Source organism: Brevibacillus panacihumi, from assembly GCF_003710985.1.
Taxonomy (GTDB): Bacteria; Bacillota; Bacilli; order Brevibacillales; family Brevibacillaceae; genus Brevibacillus; species Brevibacillus panacihumi.
On record NZ_RHHT01000015.1, the window covers coordinates 170864 to 188843 of the forward strand.

Annotated in this window: 20 protein-coding genes; 15 read left to right on the plus strand and 5 right to left on the minus strand. The window is 52.0% G+C overall.

Going from position 1 to position 17980, the window contains the following annotated elements:
- Positions 1 to 23: 23 nt before the first annotated feature.
- The gene (locus EDM58_RS08645) at positions 24 to 530 is read right to left on the minus strand and encodes a hypothetical protein (protein ID WP_122913054.1); all 507 of its coding nucleotides are present in this window, start codon (positions 528 to 530) and stop codon (positions 24 to 26) included.
- A 63-nt stretch (positions 531 to 593) separates the two neighbouring features.
- On the opposite strand from EDM58_RS08645, the gene EDM58_RS08650 reads away from it, so the two are divergent.
- Positions 594 to 1241, plus strand: a complete 648-nt coding sequence (locus EDM58_RS08650) for an MBL fold metallo-hydrolase (RefSeq protein WP_122912969.1) — start codon at positions 594 to 596, stop codon at positions 1239 to 1241.
- Between the two features lie 80 nt (positions 1242 to 1321).
- A complete protein-coding gene (locus EDM58_RS08655) occupies positions 1322 to 2593 on the plus strand; it encodes a CapA family protein (RefSeq protein ID WP_122912970.1) in 1272 nt (423 codons plus the stop codon).
- Between the two features lie 22 nt (positions 2594 to 2615).
- Here the strand turns inward: EDM58_RS08655 and EDM58_RS08660 are convergent, their stop codons facing one another.
- Positions 2616 to 3689, minus strand: coding sequence for a coiled-coil domain-containing protein (locus EDM58_RS08660; RefSeq protein ID WP_122912971.1), 1074 nt, complete (start codon positions 3687 to 3689; stop codon positions 2616 to 2618).
- A 118-nt stretch (positions 3690 to 3807) separates the two neighbouring features.
- Here EDM58_RS08660 and EDM58_RS08665 point away from each other — a divergent pair, with 118 nt between their 5' ends.
- Positions 3808 to 4932 (plus strand): class I SAM-dependent methyltransferase, encoded by a 1125-nt coding sequence (locus EDM58_RS08665; RefSeq protein ID WP_122912972.1) that lies wholly within the window; start codon positions 3808 to 3810, stop codon positions 4930 to 4932.
- A 32-nt stretch (positions 4933 to 4964) separates the two neighbouring features.
- Here the strand turns inward: EDM58_RS08665 and EDM58_RS08670 are convergent, their stop codons facing one another.
- Both EDM58_RS08670 and EDM58_RS08675 read right to left on the minus strand, forming a co-directional pair.
- Positions 4965 to 5231 carry a DUF2626 domain-containing protein gene (locus EDM58_RS08670; RefSeq protein ID WP_023557445.1) on the minus strand — a complete coding sequence of 89 codons (267 nt, stop codon included), beginning with the start codon at positions 5229 to 5231 and terminating at the stop codon, positions 4965 to 4967.
- Between the two features lie 124 nt (positions 5232 to 5355).
- Complete coding sequence (locus tag EDM58_RS08675; protein WP_122912973.1) at positions 5356 to 6060, minus strand: helix-turn-helix transcriptional regulator; 705 nt, start codon at positions 6058 to 6060, stop codon at positions 5356 to 5358.
- 254 nt (positions 6061 to 6314) lie between these two features.
- Between EDM58_RS08675 and EDM58_RS08680 the strand changes: the two genes are divergently transcribed.
- The 3 genes from EDM58_RS08680 to EDM58_RS08690 all read left to right on the plus strand — a co-directional run bounded on the left by EDM58_RS08680 (position 6315) and on the right by EDM58_RS08690 (position 8333).
- Positions 6315 to 6692 carry a Spx/MgsR family RNA polymerase-binding regulatory protein gene (locus tag EDM58_RS08680; protein ID WP_122912974.1) on the plus strand — a complete coding sequence of 126 codons (378 nt, stop codon included), beginning with the start codon at positions 6315 to 6317 and terminating at the stop codon, positions 6690 to 6692.
- 81 nt (positions 6693 to 6773) lie between these two features.
- A complete protein-coding gene (locus tag EDM58_RS08685) occupies positions 6774 to 7550 on the plus strand; it encodes an enoyl-CoA hydratase/isomerase family protein (RefSeq protein ID WP_246000599.1) in 777 nt (258 codons plus the stop codon).
- A gap of 141 nt (positions 7551 to 7691) precedes the next feature.
- Positions 7692 to 8333, plus strand: coding sequence for an RsfA family transcriptional regulator (locus EDM58_RS08690; protein ID WP_122912976.1), 642 nt, complete (start codon positions 7692 to 7694; stop codon positions 8331 to 8333).
- Positions 8334 to 8402: 69 nt separating this feature from the next.
- On the opposite strand, the gene EDM58_RS08695 is transcribed toward EDM58_RS08690, so the two are convergent.
- Positions 8403 to 8870 (minus strand): N-acetyltransferase, encoded by a 468-nt coding sequence (locus EDM58_RS08695; RefSeq protein WP_023557440.1) that lies wholly within the window; start codon positions 8868 to 8870, stop codon positions 8403 to 8405.
- Between the two features lie 282 nt (positions 8871 to 9152).
- Here EDM58_RS08695 and EDM58_RS08700 point away from each other — a divergent pair, with 282 nt between their 5' ends.
- The 9 genes from EDM58_RS08700 to bshC all read left to right on the plus strand — a co-directional run bounded on the left by EDM58_RS08700 (position 9153) and on the right by bshC (position 17913).
- The gene (locus tag EDM58_RS08700) at positions 9153 to 10499 is read left to right on the plus strand and encodes an acetyl-CoA carboxylase biotin carboxylase subunit (RefSeq protein WP_122912977.1); all 1347 of its coding nucleotides are present in this window, start codon (positions 9153 to 9155) and stop codon (positions 10497 to 10499) included.
- A 15-nt stretch (positions 10500 to 10514) separates the two neighbouring features.
- Positions 10515 to 10730, plus strand: coding sequence for an acetyl-CoA carboxylase biotin carboxyl carrier protein subunit (locus EDM58_RS08705; protein ID WP_122912978.1), 216 nt, complete (start codon positions 10515 to 10517; stop codon positions 10728 to 10730).
- Between the two features lie 60 nt (positions 10731 to 10790).
- Complete coding sequence (locus tag EDM58_RS08710) at positions 10791 to 11702, plus strand: hydroxymethylglutaryl-CoA lyase (RefSeq protein WP_122913055.1); 912 nt, start codon at positions 10791 to 10793, stop codon at positions 11700 to 11702.
- A 17-nt stretch (positions 11703 to 11719) separates the two neighbouring features.
- Positions 11720 to 12472 carry an enoyl-CoA hydratase-related protein gene (locus EDM58_RS08715; RefSeq protein WP_122912979.1) on the plus strand — a complete coding sequence of 251 codons (753 nt, stop codon included), beginning with the start codon at positions 11720 to 11722 and terminating at the stop codon, positions 12470 to 12472.
- 34 nt (positions 12473 to 12506) lie between these two features.
- Complete coding sequence (locus EDM58_RS08720) at positions 12507 to 14045, plus strand: acyl-CoA carboxylase subunit beta (RefSeq protein ID WP_122912980.1); 1539 nt, start codon at positions 12507 to 12509, stop codon at positions 14043 to 14045.
- Positions 14046 to 14201: 156 nt separating this feature from the next.
- Positions 14202 to 15167: a ketopantoate reductase family protein gene (locus EDM58_RS08725; RefSeq protein ID WP_122912981.1), complete on the plus strand. Its 966-nt coding sequence runs from the start codon at positions 14202 to 14204 to the stop codon at positions 15165 to 15167.
- Complete coding sequence (locus EDM58_RS08730) at positions 15164 to 15562, plus strand: DUF3397 domain-containing protein (protein WP_122912982.1); 399 nt, start codon at positions 15164 to 15166, stop codon at positions 15560 to 15562. Before EDM58_RS08725 ends, EDM58_RS08730 begins: the two co-directional genes overlap by 4 nt.
- Positions 15563 to 15617: 55 nt before the next feature.
- Entirely contained in the window at positions 15618 to 16175 is a 558-nt protein-coding gene (locus tag EDM58_RS08735) for a helix-turn-helix domain-containing protein (protein ID WP_122912983.1), read from the plus strand.
- Between the two features lie 115 nt (positions 16176 to 16290).
- A complete protein-coding gene (gene bshC / locus EDM58_RS08740; RefSeq protein WP_122912984.1) occupies positions 16291 to 17913 on the plus strand; it encodes a bacillithiol biosynthesis cysteine-adding enzyme BshC in 1623 nt (540 codons plus the stop codon).
- Positions 17914 to 17980 lie beyond the last annotated feature (67 nt).

Here is a 17980-nt window from a genome sequence, read left to right on the forward strand (position 1 = left end):
CACTTTTTTCTATGCCCAAATGCCTAATTTTCTCCCCGATGCAGCCAGTGCAAGGATACGCCGTATCTTTTTGCGATTCCTTCGGCGAGATCGGTCAGACTCCGGTCCAGGATATAGGATGCCAAAGAGTCACTGCTTGCCGGAATACTGCCTAGCAGATGCTCGGTCAACTGCTGCAGGGCCGCCCAGCGATCCTGTTCCTTTTCCGCCTGGTCAGCAAAACGGAAGAGCGCCACTCGATCCGCATAGAGATAACGCTGCTCACTCGCACTGACAAAACCCACATCCTCGAAATGGGTCAACGAAGCATCGGCCGGGAGATACAGCAGCGGGAAAAACTCGCCCAGCATATCTGCTTTCTCAAGGATGGCGGTCAGCTTTTCGCATTCCTCCTCGTTTGCTACAATAAACAGCAGTTCTTCGCGGTCGAAGACGTTGACATGGTCGCCGATTTTATGTATGACTTGAGCATAGAAGCCCGGAAGTTTGCCTGAAGGTACTTGCATTTCTATACCGTACATGGTTTGCATCACTCAATGCACCGCCTTTTGTCCAATCTCTTCTTATCGTATCAAAAAATCAAGGAGGTTCCTATGAGCAAACAAGCGCTACAAATTGAAAGCTACGCCTTGGGAATGTTTCAAACCAATGCGTATGTCCTGACAAACCCTGATACAGGGGAAAGCATCGTGATCGATCCCGGAATGGAGCCGGAGGTTTTGCTGGATGCCTTGACCCAGAAAAAAGTGGTCGCCATTTTGCTGACCCATGCACACTTGGACCATATCGGCGGTCTGAATCAGGTGCGTGCCATGACCAAAGCACCGGTCTACATCCACCCGATCGAACAAGAGTGGCTGACCAATCCGGATTTGAACGGTTCAAGCCGTTGGAATTTGCCGCAGCCAATCGTCTGCGAGCGCGCCGAGCAAGAGCTGGAAGACGGTCAAGTATTGGAGCTGGCTGGCCTTACGATTGACGTTCTGCACACGCCGGGCCACTCCCCGGGCAGTTGTTCCTTTGTAATCGGGCAGCATTGCTTTGGCGGTGATGTCTTGTTTGCGCAAAGCATCGGCCGCACGGATTTGCCCGGCGGCGATTATGAGACGTTGATGGCAAGCATCCAGGATAAATTGTTCGAGCTGGATGACGAGACAATCGTCTATCCCGGCCACGGACCCAAAACGACCATCGATACGGAGAAGACCTATAATCCCTATGTAACCGGCATGCTGCGGTAAGTCAGAAATCAGGGTGAGCAGAGGAATTTGTCAGCAAATGGCGAAAAGATATGGGCAGTAATGAAAAAGGAGCGACAGTCATGAGAAGTAACAGGCGTTCCCGGGCGTGGGTGATCACCCTGTCTCTCGCCCTGCTGGCAGGGTGTGCACCAGTGCCTGCCAATCCGGAGGAATCTACCGCCTCAAAGGTGCAGTCGCTACCGCAACCAGTGTCCGTACAGACGGGAGAGTCTTTGCCCAGCGAACCTTCGCCTCCTCCGCCCATCAGGGAAGAAACGGAATCCCGATTTCCCGAAGTGCGTATATCCGTAATGGCAGTCGGCGATATCATGGTCCATGATCAGCAATTGGAGGGTGCCTGGAATCCCGCCAGCAAGTCCTATGATTTCCTTCCATCGTTTGAGCATGTGAAGCCCTTGTTTCAGGAAGCGGATTGGGTGATCGGCAATCTGGAGACGACAATGACTGGGAAAGAGGCACGCTATACGGGCTACCCCATGTTCAATTCCCCTGAAACGCTTGCCCAGACGTTGGTTGATGTCGGTTTTACGGCAGTATCCACGGCGAACAACCACTCCCTGGACCGCAAAGAGCAGGGAGTAATGAAAACGATTGAACATTTGGACCAGTCAGGCCTTTTGCACACGGGGACTTTTCGCAGCGCCGAGGAGCGAGACGAACCGCTTTTCCTGACCAAAGATGGTCTCACGATGGCTTTGCTTTCCTACACCTATGGGACCAATGGCATTCCGATCCCCGAGGGCAAACCGTATCTGGTCAACCTGATCGACCCGGACTTGATGAAGAAGGACATCGCCCGTGCGCGGGAAAAGGCTGATCTGGTGGCGGTAGCGCTGCACTTCGGCGATGAATACGCGCGATTGCCGAACGCCTTTCAAAAACAGACGGCGGAGCTTTGCCTGCAGTATGGTGCGGACCTTATTCTCGGAGCACATCCGCATGTCGTGCAGCCATACGAATGGAAAAAGGTGACACTGGAGGACGGCCGTGAGCATACAGGCTTGATTGCGTATTCGCTGGGCAATTTTATCTCCGCGCAGCGCTGGGATTACAAGGATGTAGGGGCGATTTTGAAGCTTAGCTTGTACAAGGGAGAAAACGGGGATGCAAAGATCGAAAGCGCAGAAATGATTCCGACTTATGTTTATTTTTCCCGCCAGAAAGGCAAACGCAGCTATGTCATCTATCCCGTCCCGCAAACGTTGGAGAAGCTTCAAAATGGGGAAAAAGGACTGTCCCTGTCCAAAGAGGCCATCCAGTATATGAAAAAGCTTAACGTAGAAATCCCGGTCCATGTGAACCTGGATCAGTCCAAACCAAAAGCCAGCTAATTCGATAGCTGGCTTTTTGCCGTTACGGTTTGCCCCAACCAAACGGGAGGTTTAATTTTAGCTGGAGCTTCAATACCTCATCCATCATGCTCAGCTGTTCTACCTGGATATTGGGCGAAATCAACTCCGGGTAAAAGCCGAGATCGTATAGCTTCTCCATTTCCTCGACTGTAGAGCGAGGCAATTCAAAACCGTCAAAATACAGCGATTCGATATGAAATTGCAAATGGGTAGGAGAAACCAGCTCATAGGCTCCGATCAGCTTGATTTCCATGTGATCGTAGGTCCCTTGTACCACCAGCTTGTTGTCGTCGAAGCTGAATTGGGATTGCTTGAACATCTCGTCTTTCGAGCTGAGGAACTGATTGAACTCGTCTTGATTGATCGTCAATGTATGGAGGAATAGGCCGTTGGATTGAATCCGCTCTGGAGTGGCCAGCTCCGGGATTTGCCCCATGACGCCAGCCAGCGTACCGAAAAACCTCTGGAAGGCAGGCAATCCGCGCTGTTGCCAGTCGATAATCAGGTGGTCCATCAAAGCTTCGACCCGGGTAGGGTCCTCCAGTTTTTGGACGTTCTCTTCTTTTTGCTGTTGGATTGCGATCATTTCGGCAAGCTGCAGCTCGTATTTTTCCCGCAGCTGTGTCAATTGTGCCAGGCGATTTTGCTGATCGGTTTGCATTATAGCCAGTCTCGCGCGTTCTTCCTGAAACATTGCCAATCTTGTGAAATCACGCTCGTAGAGATATTGGATCATATCCATCATGATCAGCAGTTGATTGAAGTTCTCCGCCTCAAACAACAAGGTCAATAACGTAGCTCTTTCACCTGTATAATAAGCACGCGCCACTTCACCGGCATGGCGCCGCATGGCATCGATTATCAGCTTCTGCCGCTGCATGTCCATTTCAAGGCGGGCGATATCGTTCTGGGTGCGTTTTTCTTCTTCCTTAATCAATGTCAATGTCCGTTCCAGTTCTTTTTGCGTAAAATGCTGCTGCAAAATCAGTTGCTCCAGGGGAACCGCTTGCTCTTCCTGGGCAAAAACGCTCAACGGACACAGAACCAGAAGCAGAATGAGCAGGAATTTGCGCATATCTTCACCTTTTATAGTATGATGGGGGACAAAGTGCCTTCCACTTTCTTTTATTGTATGACTTCTTTACGTATTATAGCCTTATCAGGCTGAATTTGGGTAGCAGGAGTAGAGGAGAATGGGTCTAGTCGAATGGATTCGCGAGGAAATAAACAGCGCGCCTGCAAAAGCAATCCCTTTTGCGCGCTACATGGAATTGGCTCTCTACCATCCAGTCTGGGGCTATTATATGACCGACAGGCAGAAGGTAGGGAAACAAGGGGACTTTTACACCAGTGCCGTCGTCCACCCCGTATTTGCGGAAACCTTGGCGGACGTGGTGGCAACGATGTGCCGTGCGGGAGAGTTTGCCAATCCGCACTTCGTGGAGATTGGCGGCGGGACGGGGAGCCTGTGCCGTTATTTGTTGGATCGTCTGCGTGAAAGTGAGCCGGAGCTCTATTCGCGCATCCGAGTGGTGATGATCGAGACCAGCCCTTACCATCGCGCTTTGCAGCAGGAGAGTTTGCGGGACCATGAAGTGGAGAAGGTCTGGTACGATTCCTTGGGTGATGCTGCGAGGGAGACAAACGGAATCGCGGGTGTCGTGCTGTCCAATGAATGGCTGGATGCGTTCCCGGTACATATCGCAATGAAGCAAGCAGGAGGCTGGCGCGAGGTATGGGTGGCGTCAAGCGATGAAGGCTTTGTCGAGACCTACCGGGACCCGGTGCCTGCCCTGGCTGATTATCTCAAATGCATGGAGGAAGAGATCCCGCGCGGTGTACGGATCGAAGTCAATCTCGCGATGGATCAGGCTGCCCGCGACGTAGCTCAGCTGTTGGACGCAGGCTATGTGATCACAATCGACTATGGGGATTTGCAGGAGGAGCTGTACCACCCGAGCCGCAAAAAGGGGACGCTGATGTGCTTTCATCGCCACCAGGCGCATGATGATCCCTACCAGCACGTCGGTGAGCAGGATCTGACCTGCCATGTGAATTTTTCCCAGTGGATGAAGAGCGGGGAGGAAAACGGTCTGCGCGTGCTCGACTATCTGCGGCAGGATCAGTTCCTCATGCGAGGGGGTCTACTTCAAAAAGCGGTGGCCCATGCAGATCGCGACCCGTTCACCAGCCAGGCCATGAAGCGGAATCGGGCAATTGTACAACTGCTGGACCCTGCTGGTTTGGGAGGGCGTTTCCGAGTGGTGGTTCAAGGGAAGAACGTGCGGGAAGATGCCGCCTATTATCCGACAAATTAAAAAAAGATGCTCGTGGCGAGCATCTTTTTTTCTTACATGATCATTTGCAGGAATGCGTGTTCTTGTGGTCCTACTGGCATTACAAAGAATGTATAGTAGGTGAAACCTACGAAGGACACGAACATAAAACCGAAGAAAATGTTTAAGTATACCCGCTCCGTCAGGTTCATGTAGCTGAGTGCTACGAAGAAAGCGGTCAAACCAAAGAAGATCAGTGCCATTGGCCACAACTGTGCCCAGAACGCCATCAGCGCGATCACAATCGTCCAGAAACCAAGAACGCGATACATACGATCCATCTGTATCCCCCCTTTTGCGTAATCGGCAATATTTACAAGATTCCTTCCCCATTATATAGGACAGGTGAACACGTGTAAACGGGAAGGTATGACGGTTTTTTGGCAAAGCGGTATTCAGGTTGGTTTATTTATAACGGAGAACAGTATAGTTGCAGGATTTGCAACCGCATTGCATCGATTCGTCCTCACGTAACTCAATGTTCCCCAGGTACGTCTGGAATATTCCCGTCAGCAAGGCATTGTGCATTTTGCAGATGGAATCGGGGTATTTTTTGGCTGACTCCGAAAAGGTGCAATTTTGTACACGAAAACGAAGGCAACCGTCCTCAATCACTTCGATTTCCGGCTTCAAGCCCTGAGCTACGACAAGACGGTGAATATGATTCATTTTTTCTTCCAGAGAAGCGCTTTGCACATGCAGACTGCTTTGGGCGACTGCCCGTTTTGCCATCTCTGTACCCATTCGATATCCCATGTTGATCAGCGCTTTTTCACCGGCCTCGCCGAGCGAGAGAAGACTTTCGATGGCGATGTCCGCAAGCAGCTGGTAGTCACGAGGAGGGAACTGCAGGCTTACCACCTGATCAGACAAAGAGTAGAGGCGACTAGGGCGTCCGCCTTTTCCGCTTTTGTCCGAGACGGCCTTGAGGAGATGGACGTCTTCCAGTTTCGTTAGATGAAGCCGGGCCACGTTGGGATGGATGGAAAAATGATCGGCTACTTCCTGAACCGTTATCGGGTTTTTGCTGTATGCCACATATTGATAAATGGAAAAACGGGTGGGGTCAGCTAAAGCGCTGGTTAACTTTTGTGCATCATCGTATTCCATGCTGGTACCCCCTTTAATGAGACATCTGTATAAGTGTATCCGATTTTCCCCGGGTTGTTAAGGTTGCAGTGTGTTTTCGGCCTCTTTGCCTCGAAATTGCATCTATATTTTATATTAACTACTATTGACATAGTGTTAATGAGACCTTTATAATCCGAAGTAAGAAAGGTTTTTTTATTTGCTTACTTTTATAAAGTGACATATCCAGTTTACACCAAAATGGATATGCGATATAGGAGACGGAGGGGTAACTGATGGCAGTTGCTGAACGTACACGCACTTCAAAAATTACGTTTTTCACGTATCCGAGCTGTACATCCTGTCGCAAGGCGAAGGCATGGCTGGCAGAAAACGGAGTCAATTATGAAGAACGGCACTTGTTTAAAAATCCGCCGACAGCAGAAGAACTGCTTGATATGATTAAAATGACAACCAACGGACTTGATGAAATCCTGTCTACCAGAAGCCAGCGCTTCAAAAACCTGGACGTGGACATCAACGAAATGTCTGTAAAGGAACTGCTCGAAATGCTGAGCGAGGAACCACAGCTCCTGAAGCGTCCGATCCTGACTGACGGAGAAAACCTGATTGTCGGCTACAATTCTTCTGCGATGAAAAACTTACTTTCCTAAATAGTAAAAGGAGGGCCAAGGCCTTCCTTTTTTATTTGTATCTGTTGCCTGTACAATAGAGAGAACAGCAGAAAGGAAGCGATGAAGAACATGCAGACGATTCTTTTTGAGAAAAAGACAGGAATCGGGGTCATCACGCTAAATCGCCCCGAAGTACATAATGCCATCAGCATCGAGCTTGTGGACGAACTGAGTCAGCTGCTTGAGCAATGCCGCACTGACGAGCAGGTGAAGGTGCTCATCCTGACCGGGGCAGGCAAAAGCTTCGTCTCCGGTGGGGATCTGCCGCAGTTCATCGCGGCGCGGGGAAGAGAGCAGGCAGAGCTCCTGCTGGGGAAAGTAGCCAGCATGCTCTCGATGATGAGTCATTACAACAAGCCGATCATTGCCATGATCAATGGCTCTGCTGTCGGCGGGGGATGTGAGGTCGCGGGTGCTGCCCATTTTCGCTTTGCCAGCGAAAAAGCTGTTTTCGGCTTTATTCAAATCGGCATGCACATCACCACGGGATGGGGAGGAGGCACGAGACTGCTGGATTTGCTCCCTACGTCCAAGGCCTTGGCACTCTTGCTTACCGGGGAGCGGATCACGGCCGAGGAGGCGAAGAGCAGCGGATTCGTCGATGAGGTGTACCCTGAGGACCGGTTGAGGGAGGAAGTGGAGCGTTTCGCGTTGAAAATTGCCGCCCAACCGCTTGCAGGGATCGAGGCCTACATGAACATTCTGAAATGGAAGCGGGAGGGACTCGATCAGGAAGAGCGGATCAAGCGGGAAGTAGCACAGTGTGCAGGTTTGTGGGGAAGTGAAGAGCATAGATACGTGGTAGACCAATTTCTGTCAAAAGGCAAAAAAGGATAAATAAGGAATTCGGAGGTTTCTCCCGTTTAAACATTTATTCGCTTGGACATACTTTTTCTAGTAGAAAGCGATTCTACAAGAATAGGGAAAAGCATAGGATGAACTACATCATCCTTTTTAAAGGTTACGGGAGGGACTTATATGGTAGCTTCCAGGCAAGACGCGTGGACGGAAGATGACGATCTGGTATTAGCAGAAGTCACTTTGCGTCACATTCGAGAGGGCGGCACACAGCTAGCCGCTTTTGAAGAGGTAGGACAACGGTTAGGGCGGACTGCAGCAGCATGCGGTTTTCGTTGGAACAGTTGCGTCCGCAAGCGATATGATGCAGCCATTTCCATCGCCAAGAGCCAACGTCAGCAGTTGAAGAAGCTGGGACGAATCGCTGCGCCTGAGATTGAAGAGGTCCAGGCAGTATCCGTACCGCTCAAGCCGCCATTGACACAAACAGTGGGAGCGGTATCGGCTGCAAGCGATGAAGAGCAGCAGATCGAGTCTGTCATCCGCATGCTGGTAAACCAAAAAGATTTGCTGCGTCGAGTAAAGCATTTGGAACAAGAATTGGAAGGAAAAGAATTGAAAATAAAAGAATTGACCGAGTCCCTGGAGCGTGCCAAAAAAGAACTGGAGCAGGTACAGGATGTCGGGGAGGATTACCGGGCGCTCGTCCAGATCATGGATCGCGCACGCAAGCTCGCTATTTTGCAAGAAGAAGACAGGAGTGCGTCCAAGCCCATTTTCAAAATGGATGAAAACGGGAACCTGGAGCGCGTAGAAAAGTAGCGACGAATAAAAAAAGAAGCGGTCTCGCACCGCTTCTTTTTTGCATCGCATAATCATTTCAAGGTAGGTCTAATCTTGCAGAGAGACGTTTTCAGGCAGCCACACATAAGGGTTTTCGCCACGGTCCCGCATCGGGTTGTACTTTACAGGTGTAAAGCCCATTTTCAGCCAAAACTGATCGGCACGACAGCGGGAGTTGGTTTTGATCGGGGAACCGAAGCTTTTTGCGTGGTTGACGAGAGCCGTACCATAGTCCTTGCCGCGGTAGTCGGGCAGCACTTCCAGCTTCCACAGCTCGTAATACTCCTGCGATGGCTCAAAATAACGGTCGTACTTGGCGTCAATTTTATAAAGGCTCATACGGGCGACGAGCAGGTCATTATCGTAAATGCCATAAAAAGGAGATTCCGAATCGTTCTCCACAATATTTGCCTCCAGGTCTTCCTTCATGGAAAGCTCCTCCAGGCCAAATTCGCGAAACTTCTGGAATTCTTCCAGTGTCTTGTAATTGATTTGTAAACGCTTTACTTCAAACATGCTTGGCCACTCCTCTCAAAACCCATTGTCTAAAACCACTTGCGCATACCTGTATTATACACCATTCTCAGGCAAGAAAAGAGGTTTTCTTCACATCTGGCCCAGCCGAGTTTTACGTATTTGAAGTGCATGTTGGAAAAAAATATATTTTCATCCTAGAACTATGAGCCGACTCATGGCAAAATAGATACGAGATGAAGTTGCGTGTTCGGGGGCAGTCATCCTGCAAACGCTTTCAGTCCATTTGCTCCCAATGCGCGTAAATGAGAGGAGGATCGTATCATGAAGAAGGTCTTGATTGCCAACCGTGGCGAGATTGCCCGAAGGATTATTCGCACTTGTCGGGAAAAAGGGATAGCGACAGTGGCGATTTACTCCGACGCGGATCAAGGGATGCCGTATGTCCGTGAAGCGGATGAAGCTGTGCATATCGGTCCGCCGCCTGTTCCGCACAGTTATCTGAACATTGAGGCCATTCTTGCTGCTGCCAAGGAATGCCAAGCGGATGCGATCCATCCAGGGTATGGCCTGTTGTCGGAGAATGAATCGTTTGCCCGCAGAGTGATTGAAGAGGGCATTGTATTCATCGGACCGACTCCAGAAGTGATCGGACAGATGGGGGATAAACTGACGGCGCGCAGGATCATGCAGCAGGCAGGAGTTCCGGTGGTTCCAGGAGGCGATCAGCCTGTCGAGACCGGGGACGAAGCTGTACAGATGGCGGTATCCATCGGCTTTCCCGTCATGTTGAAGGCTAGCGCAGGAGGCGGCGGGATCGGCATGCAGATTTGCCGCGATGAAGAAGAGCTTCGCCAGGCGTTCCAATCCGCTCGCGGACGGGCGAAAGCGTATTTCGGCAACGATGCCATGTACGTGGAGAAATACGTGGAAAGGCCGCACCATATCGAAGTCCAGATCGCTGGAGATCAGAATGGTCAAGTGATCCATCTCCTGGAAAGAGAGTGCTCCATTCAGCGCCGCCATCAAAAGGTGGTCGAAGAAAGCCCTTCTCCCTTCCTGGATGAAGAAACACGAAAAGCCTTGTGTCAGGCTGCCGTGCAAGCGGGAAAGGCTGTTGGCTACACAGGTGTGGGCACCGTGGAGTTTATCGTTGACGAGCAGAAAGCATTTTACTTCCTGGAGATGAACACGAGGCTGCAAGTCGAGCATCCGGTCACAGAGGAGATGATCGGCCTGGATCTGGTCGCGCTGCAACTGGAAATAGCCCAAGGCAAGCCGCTTTCTGTCGAGCAAGAGGACATTCACGCCAAGCGCCATGCGATCGAATTGCGGGTCTACGCAGAAGATCCCGTATCGTTTTTGCCTTCACCCGGCACGATTACGCTGTACCAGGCCCCTGATCTGGAGCATGTCCGCATCGATGACGGCGTAGAGACAGGGACAAAGGTAACTCCGTTCTACGATCCGATGATTGCCAAGGTCATTTCCTCCGGCGCCACTCGCGAAGAGGCGATTCAACGGGCCAGGAAAGCCATGCAACAATATCTGGTCACCGGAATCAAAACCAACATCCCGTTTTTGCTGGAGGTATTGGAGGACGAACGCTTTCTTGCAGGGCAGTACAATACATGGTTTATCCAGGAACGAAAACCCAAATCGACGATCTAAAAGGAGTGTAGTCTGATGAAACAAGTAGCAGCGAATATGGCAGGTACCGTATTTAAAGTATTGGTCCAAGCAGGAGACGTCGTGACAGCAGGCCAGGATCTGATCGTGCTGGAATCGATGAAGATGGAGATTCCGTTTGCAGCCGAAGGAGCGGGAAAAGTAGCAGAAGTAAAGGTGCAGGTCGGCGATTTTGTCAATGAAGGCGACATCCTCGTCGTTCTGGAAGAATGATTGGCAGTTTTTTTTGACCGCAAACCAACTGAGCGCTCGCTTGGAAAGAAGGTGTGCAGCGTGCATGTGAAAATTGTGGAGGTTGGCCCGCGAGACGGGCTGCAAAATGAGAAGGAGATCGTGCCGACCGAAGTCAAGATTGCATTGATCGGGAAGCTGGCTGCCTCTGGTCTGACGACGATTGAGGCCACTTCTTTTGTCAATCCCCGCTGGATTCCGCAGCTGGCAGATGCTGAGGAGGTATTGGCCAGGCTTCCACGCGGGAAGAGCGCAACCTATACGGCTTTGGTCCCCAATCTGCGTGGACTGGAGCGAGCGGTGTCGAGCGGCTTGCAGGAGATTGCATTGTTCATGTCAGCCTCGCAGACCCACAACCAGAAAAATATCAACAAGACGATCGAGGAGACCATTCCTGTCCTGCGAGAGGTGGCACAAGCAGCCCATTCTTACGGAATGCGCGTGCGCGGCTACATATCGACCGTATTTGGCTGCCCGTACGAAGGAGACGTTCCCGTCGACAACAGCCGCCGCGTAATGCAAGCCCTGCTGGAAATGGGCGTTCACGAGATCTCAGTGGGAGACACGATTGGCGTCGCCACCCCCAAACAGGTGCGCCATATTTTCGGGGAATTGGTGAAAGAGGCTCCACCTGAGCGTCTGGCTGCCCATTTTCACGACACCCGGGGAACCGGCCTTGCCAATGTCGTAGCAGCACTGGATGTTGGAATCCGCATTTTTGACAGCTCGATCGGCGGACTGGGCGGCTGCCCATACGCGCCGGGAGCGGCAGGAAACATTTCTACCGAAGATCTCGTCTACCTCCTCCATGGCATGGACATCGAGACAGGGGTCGACCTGGAGCGGTTGATGGAAGCTGGGGCGTACATCCAGCAGCAATTGGGGCGCGAGCTTCCTTCCAAGGTATTGAAGGCGCATCTCGCTGCCGACTGCGCAAGTCAGGGCGATGCATAGAGCAGGAGGGATCCGTTTTGAGCGTTTTGTTGCAAAAGGAAGGCGCAGTCGCCGTTCTGACCATCGATCGGCCGCATGTGCACAATTGTTTGAACTTCGCGGCATTATGCAGTCTGCGTGAGCGAGTTGCACAGCTTGCTTTGGACAGGGGGACTCGTGTGGTCGTCGTCACCGGCTCGGGGGAAAAAGCATTTTGCGCTGGAGCAGATCTGAAGGAACGCCGCGGGATGGAGCCGCAGCAGGTGGAAGCCTACATCCGGATGATCCGCGAAACCTTCAGTGAACTGGAGCGTTTGCCCAAGCCCGTGATTGCGGCGGTGAACGGCTTGGCTTTAGGCGGAGGGACAGAGCTTGCCCTGGCCTGCGATTTGCGCGTCATGAGTGAGACGGCTCAGATGGGACTGACGGAAACCTCGCTTGGAATCATCCCCGGTGCGGGTGGGACACAACGGCTCCCTCGCTTGGTGGGCAAAGGATTGGCCAAAGAACTGATCTTTACCGCACGTCGCGTCCTTCCGGATGAAGCGCTGCGCATCGGCTTAGTCAATCGCGTAGTGCCTGCCGAACGGCTGATGACCGATTCGCTCGAGCTGGCGCGGCAAATCGCGGAGCAGGCGCCTCTTGCGCTCGCTCAGGCGAAGGTAGCGATCGACTGCGGGTCAGAGGTGGAATTGGCGACAGGGCTGATGATGGAGAGCCAGGCCTATCAACTCTTGATACCAACCAAGGACAGGCTGGAAGGACTGGCGGCATTTCAGGAAAAAAGATAACCTGTATATCGTGGAGAGTGACAAGGAGGAAGCCATGAGCAAACAAGCGGACGAGAAACTGTACGAGAAAATCGATCAGGTGAAGCAGGGCGGAGAGCCCAAATACCATGCCAAGGCAAAAGAGCAAAACAAGCTGTTTGTCCGTGACCGCCTCAAACTGCTGTTCGATGACGAATTCATGGTAGAGGACGGACTGTTCGCCAATGTAATGGCAGGCGATCTGCCGGCAGATGGGGTCGTTACCGCCATCGGCAAGGTAAATGGACAAACCGTATGCGTGATGGCCAATGACTCGACGGTAAAAGCAGGCTCCTGGGGAGCGCGCACGGTTGAGAAAATCATCCGTATTCAAGAGACGGCCGAAAAAATGCAGGTGCCGTTGATCTACCTGGTGGATTCCGCCGGGGCGCGAATTACGGATCAACTGGAGATGTTTCCAGGACGCCGGGGAGCGGGACGCATTTTCTATAATGAAGTAAAGCTGTCCGGCAAAATTCCCCAGGTATGCATCCTGTTTGGGCCGTCTGCTGCGGGCGGCGCTTATATCCCGGCTTTCTGCGACATCGTCATCATGGTCGATAAAAATGCCAGCATGTACCTCGGATCGCCGCGCATGGCGGAAATGGTCATCGGCGAAAAAGTCACCCTCGAAGAACTGGGCGGGGCCCGCATGCATTGTACAGTGAGCGGCTGCGGTGACGTCCTTGCCGCGAATGAAGAGGAAGCGATTTCGGCAGCTCGTGAATACCTTCGCTTTTTCCCTGCCAACTACACGCAGAAGCCGCCCGTCCTCGAAGGGAAGCTTCCTGTTCCGACTGCGAAGGAAATAACGGCGCTTGTCCCTGAAAATCAAAACGCGCCATTTAACGTGCACGAACTGATCGAAGCGCTGGTAGATGAAGGCTCCTTCTTTGAAATCAAAAAGCTGTTCGCCCAGGAGCTGGTGACCGGTCTGGCCCGTCTTGACGGCAAGCCGGTCGGGATCATCGCCAACCAGCCGCGAGTCAAAGGCGGCGTGTTATTCGTCGATTCGGCCGACAAGGCGGCGCGCTTTATAACCTTGTGCGATGCGTTTTCGATTCCGTTGCTCTTCCTTGCCGATGTGCCAGGCTTTATGATTGGCACAGCGGTCGAACGGGCAGGGATCATCCGTCATGGCGCGAAAATGATAGCGGCGATGGCGGAAGCGACGGTACCGAAAATCTCCGTCATCGTACGCAAGGCATATGGAGCTGGCTTGTACGCGATGGCGAGCTCCGCGTTTGAACCGGATGCCGTACTGGCTCTGCCGGGAGCACAGATCGCGGTCATGGGACCGGAGGCTGCAGTCAACGCCGTCTACAGCAACAAAATTCAGGAAATAGAAGACCCGCAGGAGCGCCAGGCTTTTATCGCCCAGAAGAGGAAGGAATATCAGGAGGATATCGACATCTACCTGCTCGCTTCCAATCTGATTGTCGATGCGATCGTTCCTCCTGCCGAGCTTCGGCAGGAACTCATCTCGCGCTTTTCGGTCTATCAAGGTAAAAACCAGCTGTTCTCTGAAAGAAAACACCCCGTCTATCCGGTATAGCCCTGTCAGCAGACCGCTTCTTCGCGAAAGAGGCGGTCTGCCTGTTTTTTACGTTAAATTTTTCGACAATTTTGATCTTTTTTTAACCCAATCAATTGCTCAATCTCCTAATCTCTGTTATTCTTTAGATAAGTATTGATTAATGTGGGTGAACAAATGCGATCGGAATCGATTCCTGTCAAGACGGTAGTGATAGGCGGCGGTGCGGTAGGGCTGTTGTATGCTGCCAGACTTGTTCTGAGCGGACAGTCAGCGTCAGTCGTGACTCGAAGTGCTCTTCAGGCCGAACAGATCAACCGACAGAAAATGACATTTCATTCTCTGGACGGGCAGGTTTTCTCCGTTCCGCTCGCAGCAAGTCCGATTGAACAGGGCTTGCCACCGGGCAACTTGTACCTGCTTGCCGTAAAACAAAACGACTTGCCTGGATTGTTGCCGTTTTTGCGGCAGATCCCCAAAAATGCTTCTATCCTGGCCTTGCAAAACGGTATGGGACACCAGGAATGGCTGGCTGAGAAGCTGCCCGACAGAATTTGCTACTTCGGGATCAACGCAGAGGGAGCCAGGCGCTTGTCTGGGACAGAAGTGATTCACACGGGAAGCGGCTCGCTTCGAGTCGGTCCCTGGAATGAGGAGGCGGGTCCCGATCCTGTAATCTCGGCTTTTCTTGAATGGGCAGGGTCCGTTCAAATTCAATCCACCTATGAAGCCTCGATCCAGCCGTTTGCCTGGCGCAAGCTAGTGGCCAACGCGCTGATCAATCCGTTAACCGCGATTTTTGATATTCCCAATGGAGCTCTGCTCGAGAATCCGTACACCGTGAGCCTGATGCGCGATCTTTTTGTGGAAGCAGCGGCTGTCGCAAGTCATCACGGACAAAAATTGGGGGAAATGGATTGGCAGGAAATCTCTGTAATTTGTCGAAATACTTCACGAAATCTTTCCTCCATGTTACAGGACGTGAAACGACAGAGGCGGACGGAGGTAGAGGCAATCAATGGCTATCTCGTCCAAAAAGGAAAGGAAGCAGGGATTCCCACTCCGTTGCATGAAAGCTTGCTTCGCGTAATCCTTCTCAAGACGAGCATGGGAGAAGAGAAGGTGGGAGGCGACAGATCATGACCTTTGTGGCAAATGTCTGGTCCTACTTATGGGGCACACTCACCGTCATACCTTTCCTGGGTTTCCCGATCGTCTATTATCTGATGTGGGTCTGGAAGCGGGACAAGCGGTTGGCGGGGAGGTGGGCAGTGAATATCACGAATCTTTTGTTGATTCGTTCGGTTGTTGTCGCCTATGGCGAGATCTGGCCAGATGCCATGTCTGCCTGGTGGTGGATCGTTTGCTTTTACCTTGTCTTCATCGCTGTCCTTGGCTGGATGCAAGTGCGCTGGAAGGGAAAGCTGTCCCTGGGAAAGATCAGTTTTTCCGTATGGCGTTTGTCGTTTCTCTGGTTTGGACTCATCTACGTAGTGTTGATTACGACAGGCATTTTCAAAACAATGAGCGTCGTATAAACACTGGTGACATACATAATCGTTTCTATTCCGATAAAGAAAGAAGGTTGGAAATATGCGACTTCCCATCGAGACCATCGGACACAAGATACGTATGATTCGGAAAGAGCGCGGCTTTACCCTGGAAATCATGGCGAACAAAACGGGGTTAAGCAAAGGGCTGCTCAGTCAAGTGGAGAGGGGGATTTCACAACCGTCATTGGACTCCCTGTGGAAAATCACGAAAGCCCTCGAATCCCCTATCATTCATTTTTTTGAGGACATCGATCAAAAGCAGGTGCATGTCGCAAGGCAACACAAGCGCAGACAATTGGTGTTTCCCGAATCTACAGGTACCTATTCGCTGCTCTCCATGGGAGGAAGCGCCAAACTCGGGATGCTGGAGGTCCGGCTCAAGCCAGGTGAAATGGCCGTAGACAAATTCGTGCAAACCGAGGGTGAGGAATGCTTTACCGTCATTACGGGAACCGTCGTGGCCCGTTTTAATGATGAAGAGCATGTTTTGGAGGCTGGCGACAGCATTTCCTTCGACAGTGCCAAAAACCATTCCGTCGAGAATTGCGGCGAAACGGAAGCCGTTTTGATCTGGTGCGTCACGCCGCCACAATTTTAAGACAATTCCACCTTACACTTTGACAACCCATTGATATGGGTTGTTTTGTTTTTTCATGGGAGGGAGCATGATATAATTTGCAAAAGAACACGGCCCTAGGAAAGGTGAGCATGTCATGAACGTTGATCATATAGCTATTCCGTTAGCCAATCGGCTGGCGCAGGACTACCAGGAGGGAAAGGAATCCGCGGTCTCCTTTTTTGCCTACCAGCCGTATCGAACCGAATCCTATCGGGAACGGCTGCAATGGCTGCGCGGACGGCATTTTTCCCATCGAGAGAAGCTGGCGGATGGATTATATACGTACAACAAGGAAATCGGAAATCACGAAGAAGCACTCAAGCGAATCGATGCTCTTAAAAAACCGGACACCTACGTGGTCATTGGCGGGCAACAGGCTGGAGTGCTGACAGGCCCGCTCTACACGGTCTATAAAGCAGTCCATCTGATCCAAGCGGCTCAAAAGCTGTCGCAGGAGCTTGAAGTAGAGGTCATCCCGGTCTTTTGGATCGCGGGCGAAGATCATGATCTGGACGAGATCGACCATGTCTTCTGGTTGAGTGAAAAAGAACGGCGCCTGCACAAAGAAAGGTTGAAGCTGAACAAAAAGGGACGTTTTTCCGCGAGTCATGTAACAATGGATGCGTCAGCCGTCGAAGCTTTTCTCCAGGCGTTTTTCGACGGGCATCCGGAGACTGTGCATACTTCGGAAATCCGCGGCTTATTGCAAGAGACAGCCTCCAGTTCCCAGTCACCCGTAGAATGGTTTGCACGGCTTCTCGCGCGGTTGTTCGGCAAACACGGACTGGTGCTGGTGGAGTCCTCGTCTCCGTACATTCGGGAGCTGGAGCAGCCTGTTTTTCAGAAGGTGATCGCGAACAATGAGCAGATCTCCCATCTGTTGACAGAAGCGGCAACGCGAATTGCTGATGCAGGATACCCCTTGCAGCTTGAAGTGGGCGAGCATCAGGCAAATTTGTTCCTCTATGAAGGGGGAGAACGCTTGCTTCTGGAGCGTTTTGGAGATCGTTTTGTCAACAGGCGATGTACGTACTCGCGCGAGGAGTTGCTGAAGCTGGCAGAGGAAGCGCCGCAACGCTTCAGCGCCAATGTAGTGACCCGCGGTCTGATGCAGGAGCATCTCTTTCCGACGCTTGCCTTCGTCGGGGGGGCTGGAGAAGTTGCGTATTGGGCCTTCTATCGGGAGATCTTCGCTGCCCTCGACATGCGGATGCCCATTGTCCTGCCGCGCATCTCGGTCACGCTGCTGGAGGGAGCGCTGGAAAGACTGCTCGCCGGTTTTGACCTTGACCTCGCACAGGTGCTGGGCCAAGGAGAGGCATGGCAAGAAGCGCAGATGAGGACGAGGGAACAGCGGCCGTTGGATGAGCGGTTTGCCCATGTACGGGAATCGCTTCTCGATCTGTATCGACCGTTGGTAGAGGACGTAGTCCGGCTGGACGGAGGTCTTCGCGGCATAGCTGACAAAAATCTGTCTATTTTGCTTGGACAGGTCGATTTTTTGGAGCAGCGCTTGACCCGTTCCCTGCAAGAGCGTGAGGACACAGATCAGCACCGGCTTTGGCGCTTGGAGGCGAATCTTTTGCCGGAGGGCGGCTTGCAGGAGAGAAAGATCTCCTTTTTTTCCTTCGCCAATAAATACGGCTTGGCCCTGGTCGACCGACTGGTGCAGGCTCCGTTTACTCACGATGGAAGGCATCAGGTCTTCCACCTGTAACCAGATTGTATGGATATCATTTCCTGCTGATATGCTGAAACATTCTCGACAATATCTGCGTCAAACC

Excerpts from the sequence above, each read along its gene's own strand:
- EDM58_RS08645 (WP_122913054.1), bottom strand. The coding sequence starts at position 530 with ATGCAAACCATGTACGGTATAGAAATGCAAGTACCTTCAGGCAAACTT.
- EDM58_RS08650 (WP_122912969.1), top strand. The coding sequence starts at position 594 with ATGAGCAAACAAGCGCTACAAATTGAAAGCTACGCCTTGGGAATGTTT.
- EDM58_RS08655 (WP_122912970.1), top strand. The coding sequence starts at position 1,322 with ATGAGAAGTAACAGGCGTTCCCGGGCGTGGGTGATCACCCTGTCTCTC.
- EDM58_RS08660 (WP_122912971.1), bottom strand. The coding sequence starts at position 3,689 with ATGCGCAAATTCCTGCTCATTCTGCTTCTGGTTCTGTGTCCGTTGAGC.
- EDM58_RS08665 (WP_122912972.1), top strand. The coding sequence starts at position 3,808 with ATGGGTCTAGTCGAATGGATTCGCGAGGAAATAAACAGCGCGCCTGCA.
- EDM58_RS08670 (WP_023557445.1), bottom strand. The coding sequence starts at position 5,231 with ATGGATCGTATGTATCGCGTTCTTGGTTTCTGGACGATTGTGATCGCG.
- EDM58_RS08675 (WP_122912973.1), bottom strand. The coding sequence starts at position 6,060 with ATGGAATACGATGATGCACAAAAGTTAACCAGCGCTTTAGCTGACCCC.
- EDM58_RS08680 (WP_122912974.1), top strand. The coding sequence starts at position 6,315 with ATGGCAGTTGCTGAACGTACACGCACTTCAAAAATTACGTTTTTCACG.
- EDM58_RS08685 (WP_246000599.1), top strand. The coding sequence starts at position 6,774 with ATGAAGAACATGCAGACGATTCTTTTTGAGAAAAAGACAGGAATCGGG.
- EDM58_RS08690 (WP_122912976.1), top strand. The coding sequence starts at position 7,692 with ATGGTAGCTTCCAGGCAAGACGCGTGGACGGAAGATGACGATCTGGTA.
- EDM58_RS08695 (WP_023557440.1), bottom strand. The coding sequence starts at position 8,870 with ATGTTTGAAGTAAAGCGTTTACAAATCAATTACAAGACACTGGAAGAA.
- EDM58_RS08700 (WP_122912977.1), top strand. The coding sequence starts at position 9,153 with ATGAAGAAGGTCTTGATTGCCAACCGTGGCGAGATTGCCCGAAGGATT.
- EDM58_RS08705 (WP_122912978.1), top strand. The coding sequence starts at position 10,515 with ATGAAACAAGTAGCAGCGAATATGGCAGGTACCGTATTTAAAGTATTG.
- EDM58_RS08720 (WP_122912980.1), top strand. The coding sequence starts at position 12,507 with ATGAGCAAACAAGCGGACGAGAAACTGTACGAGAAAATCGATCAGGTG.
- EDM58_RS08725 (WP_122912981.1), top strand. The coding sequence starts at position 14,202 with ATGCGATCGGAATCGATTCCTGTCAAGACGGTAGTGATAGGCGGCGGT.
- EDM58_RS08730 (WP_122912982.1), top strand. The coding sequence starts at position 15,164 with ATGACCTTTGTGGCAAATGTCTGGTCCTACTTATGGGGCACACTCACC.
- EDM58_RS08735 (WP_122912983.1), top strand. The coding sequence starts at position 15,618 with ATGCGACTTCCCATCGAGACCATCGGACACAAGATACGTATGATTCGG.
- bshC (WP_122912984.1), top strand. The coding sequence starts at position 16,291 with ATGAACGTTGATCATATAGCTATTCCGTTAGCCAATCGGCTGGCGCAG.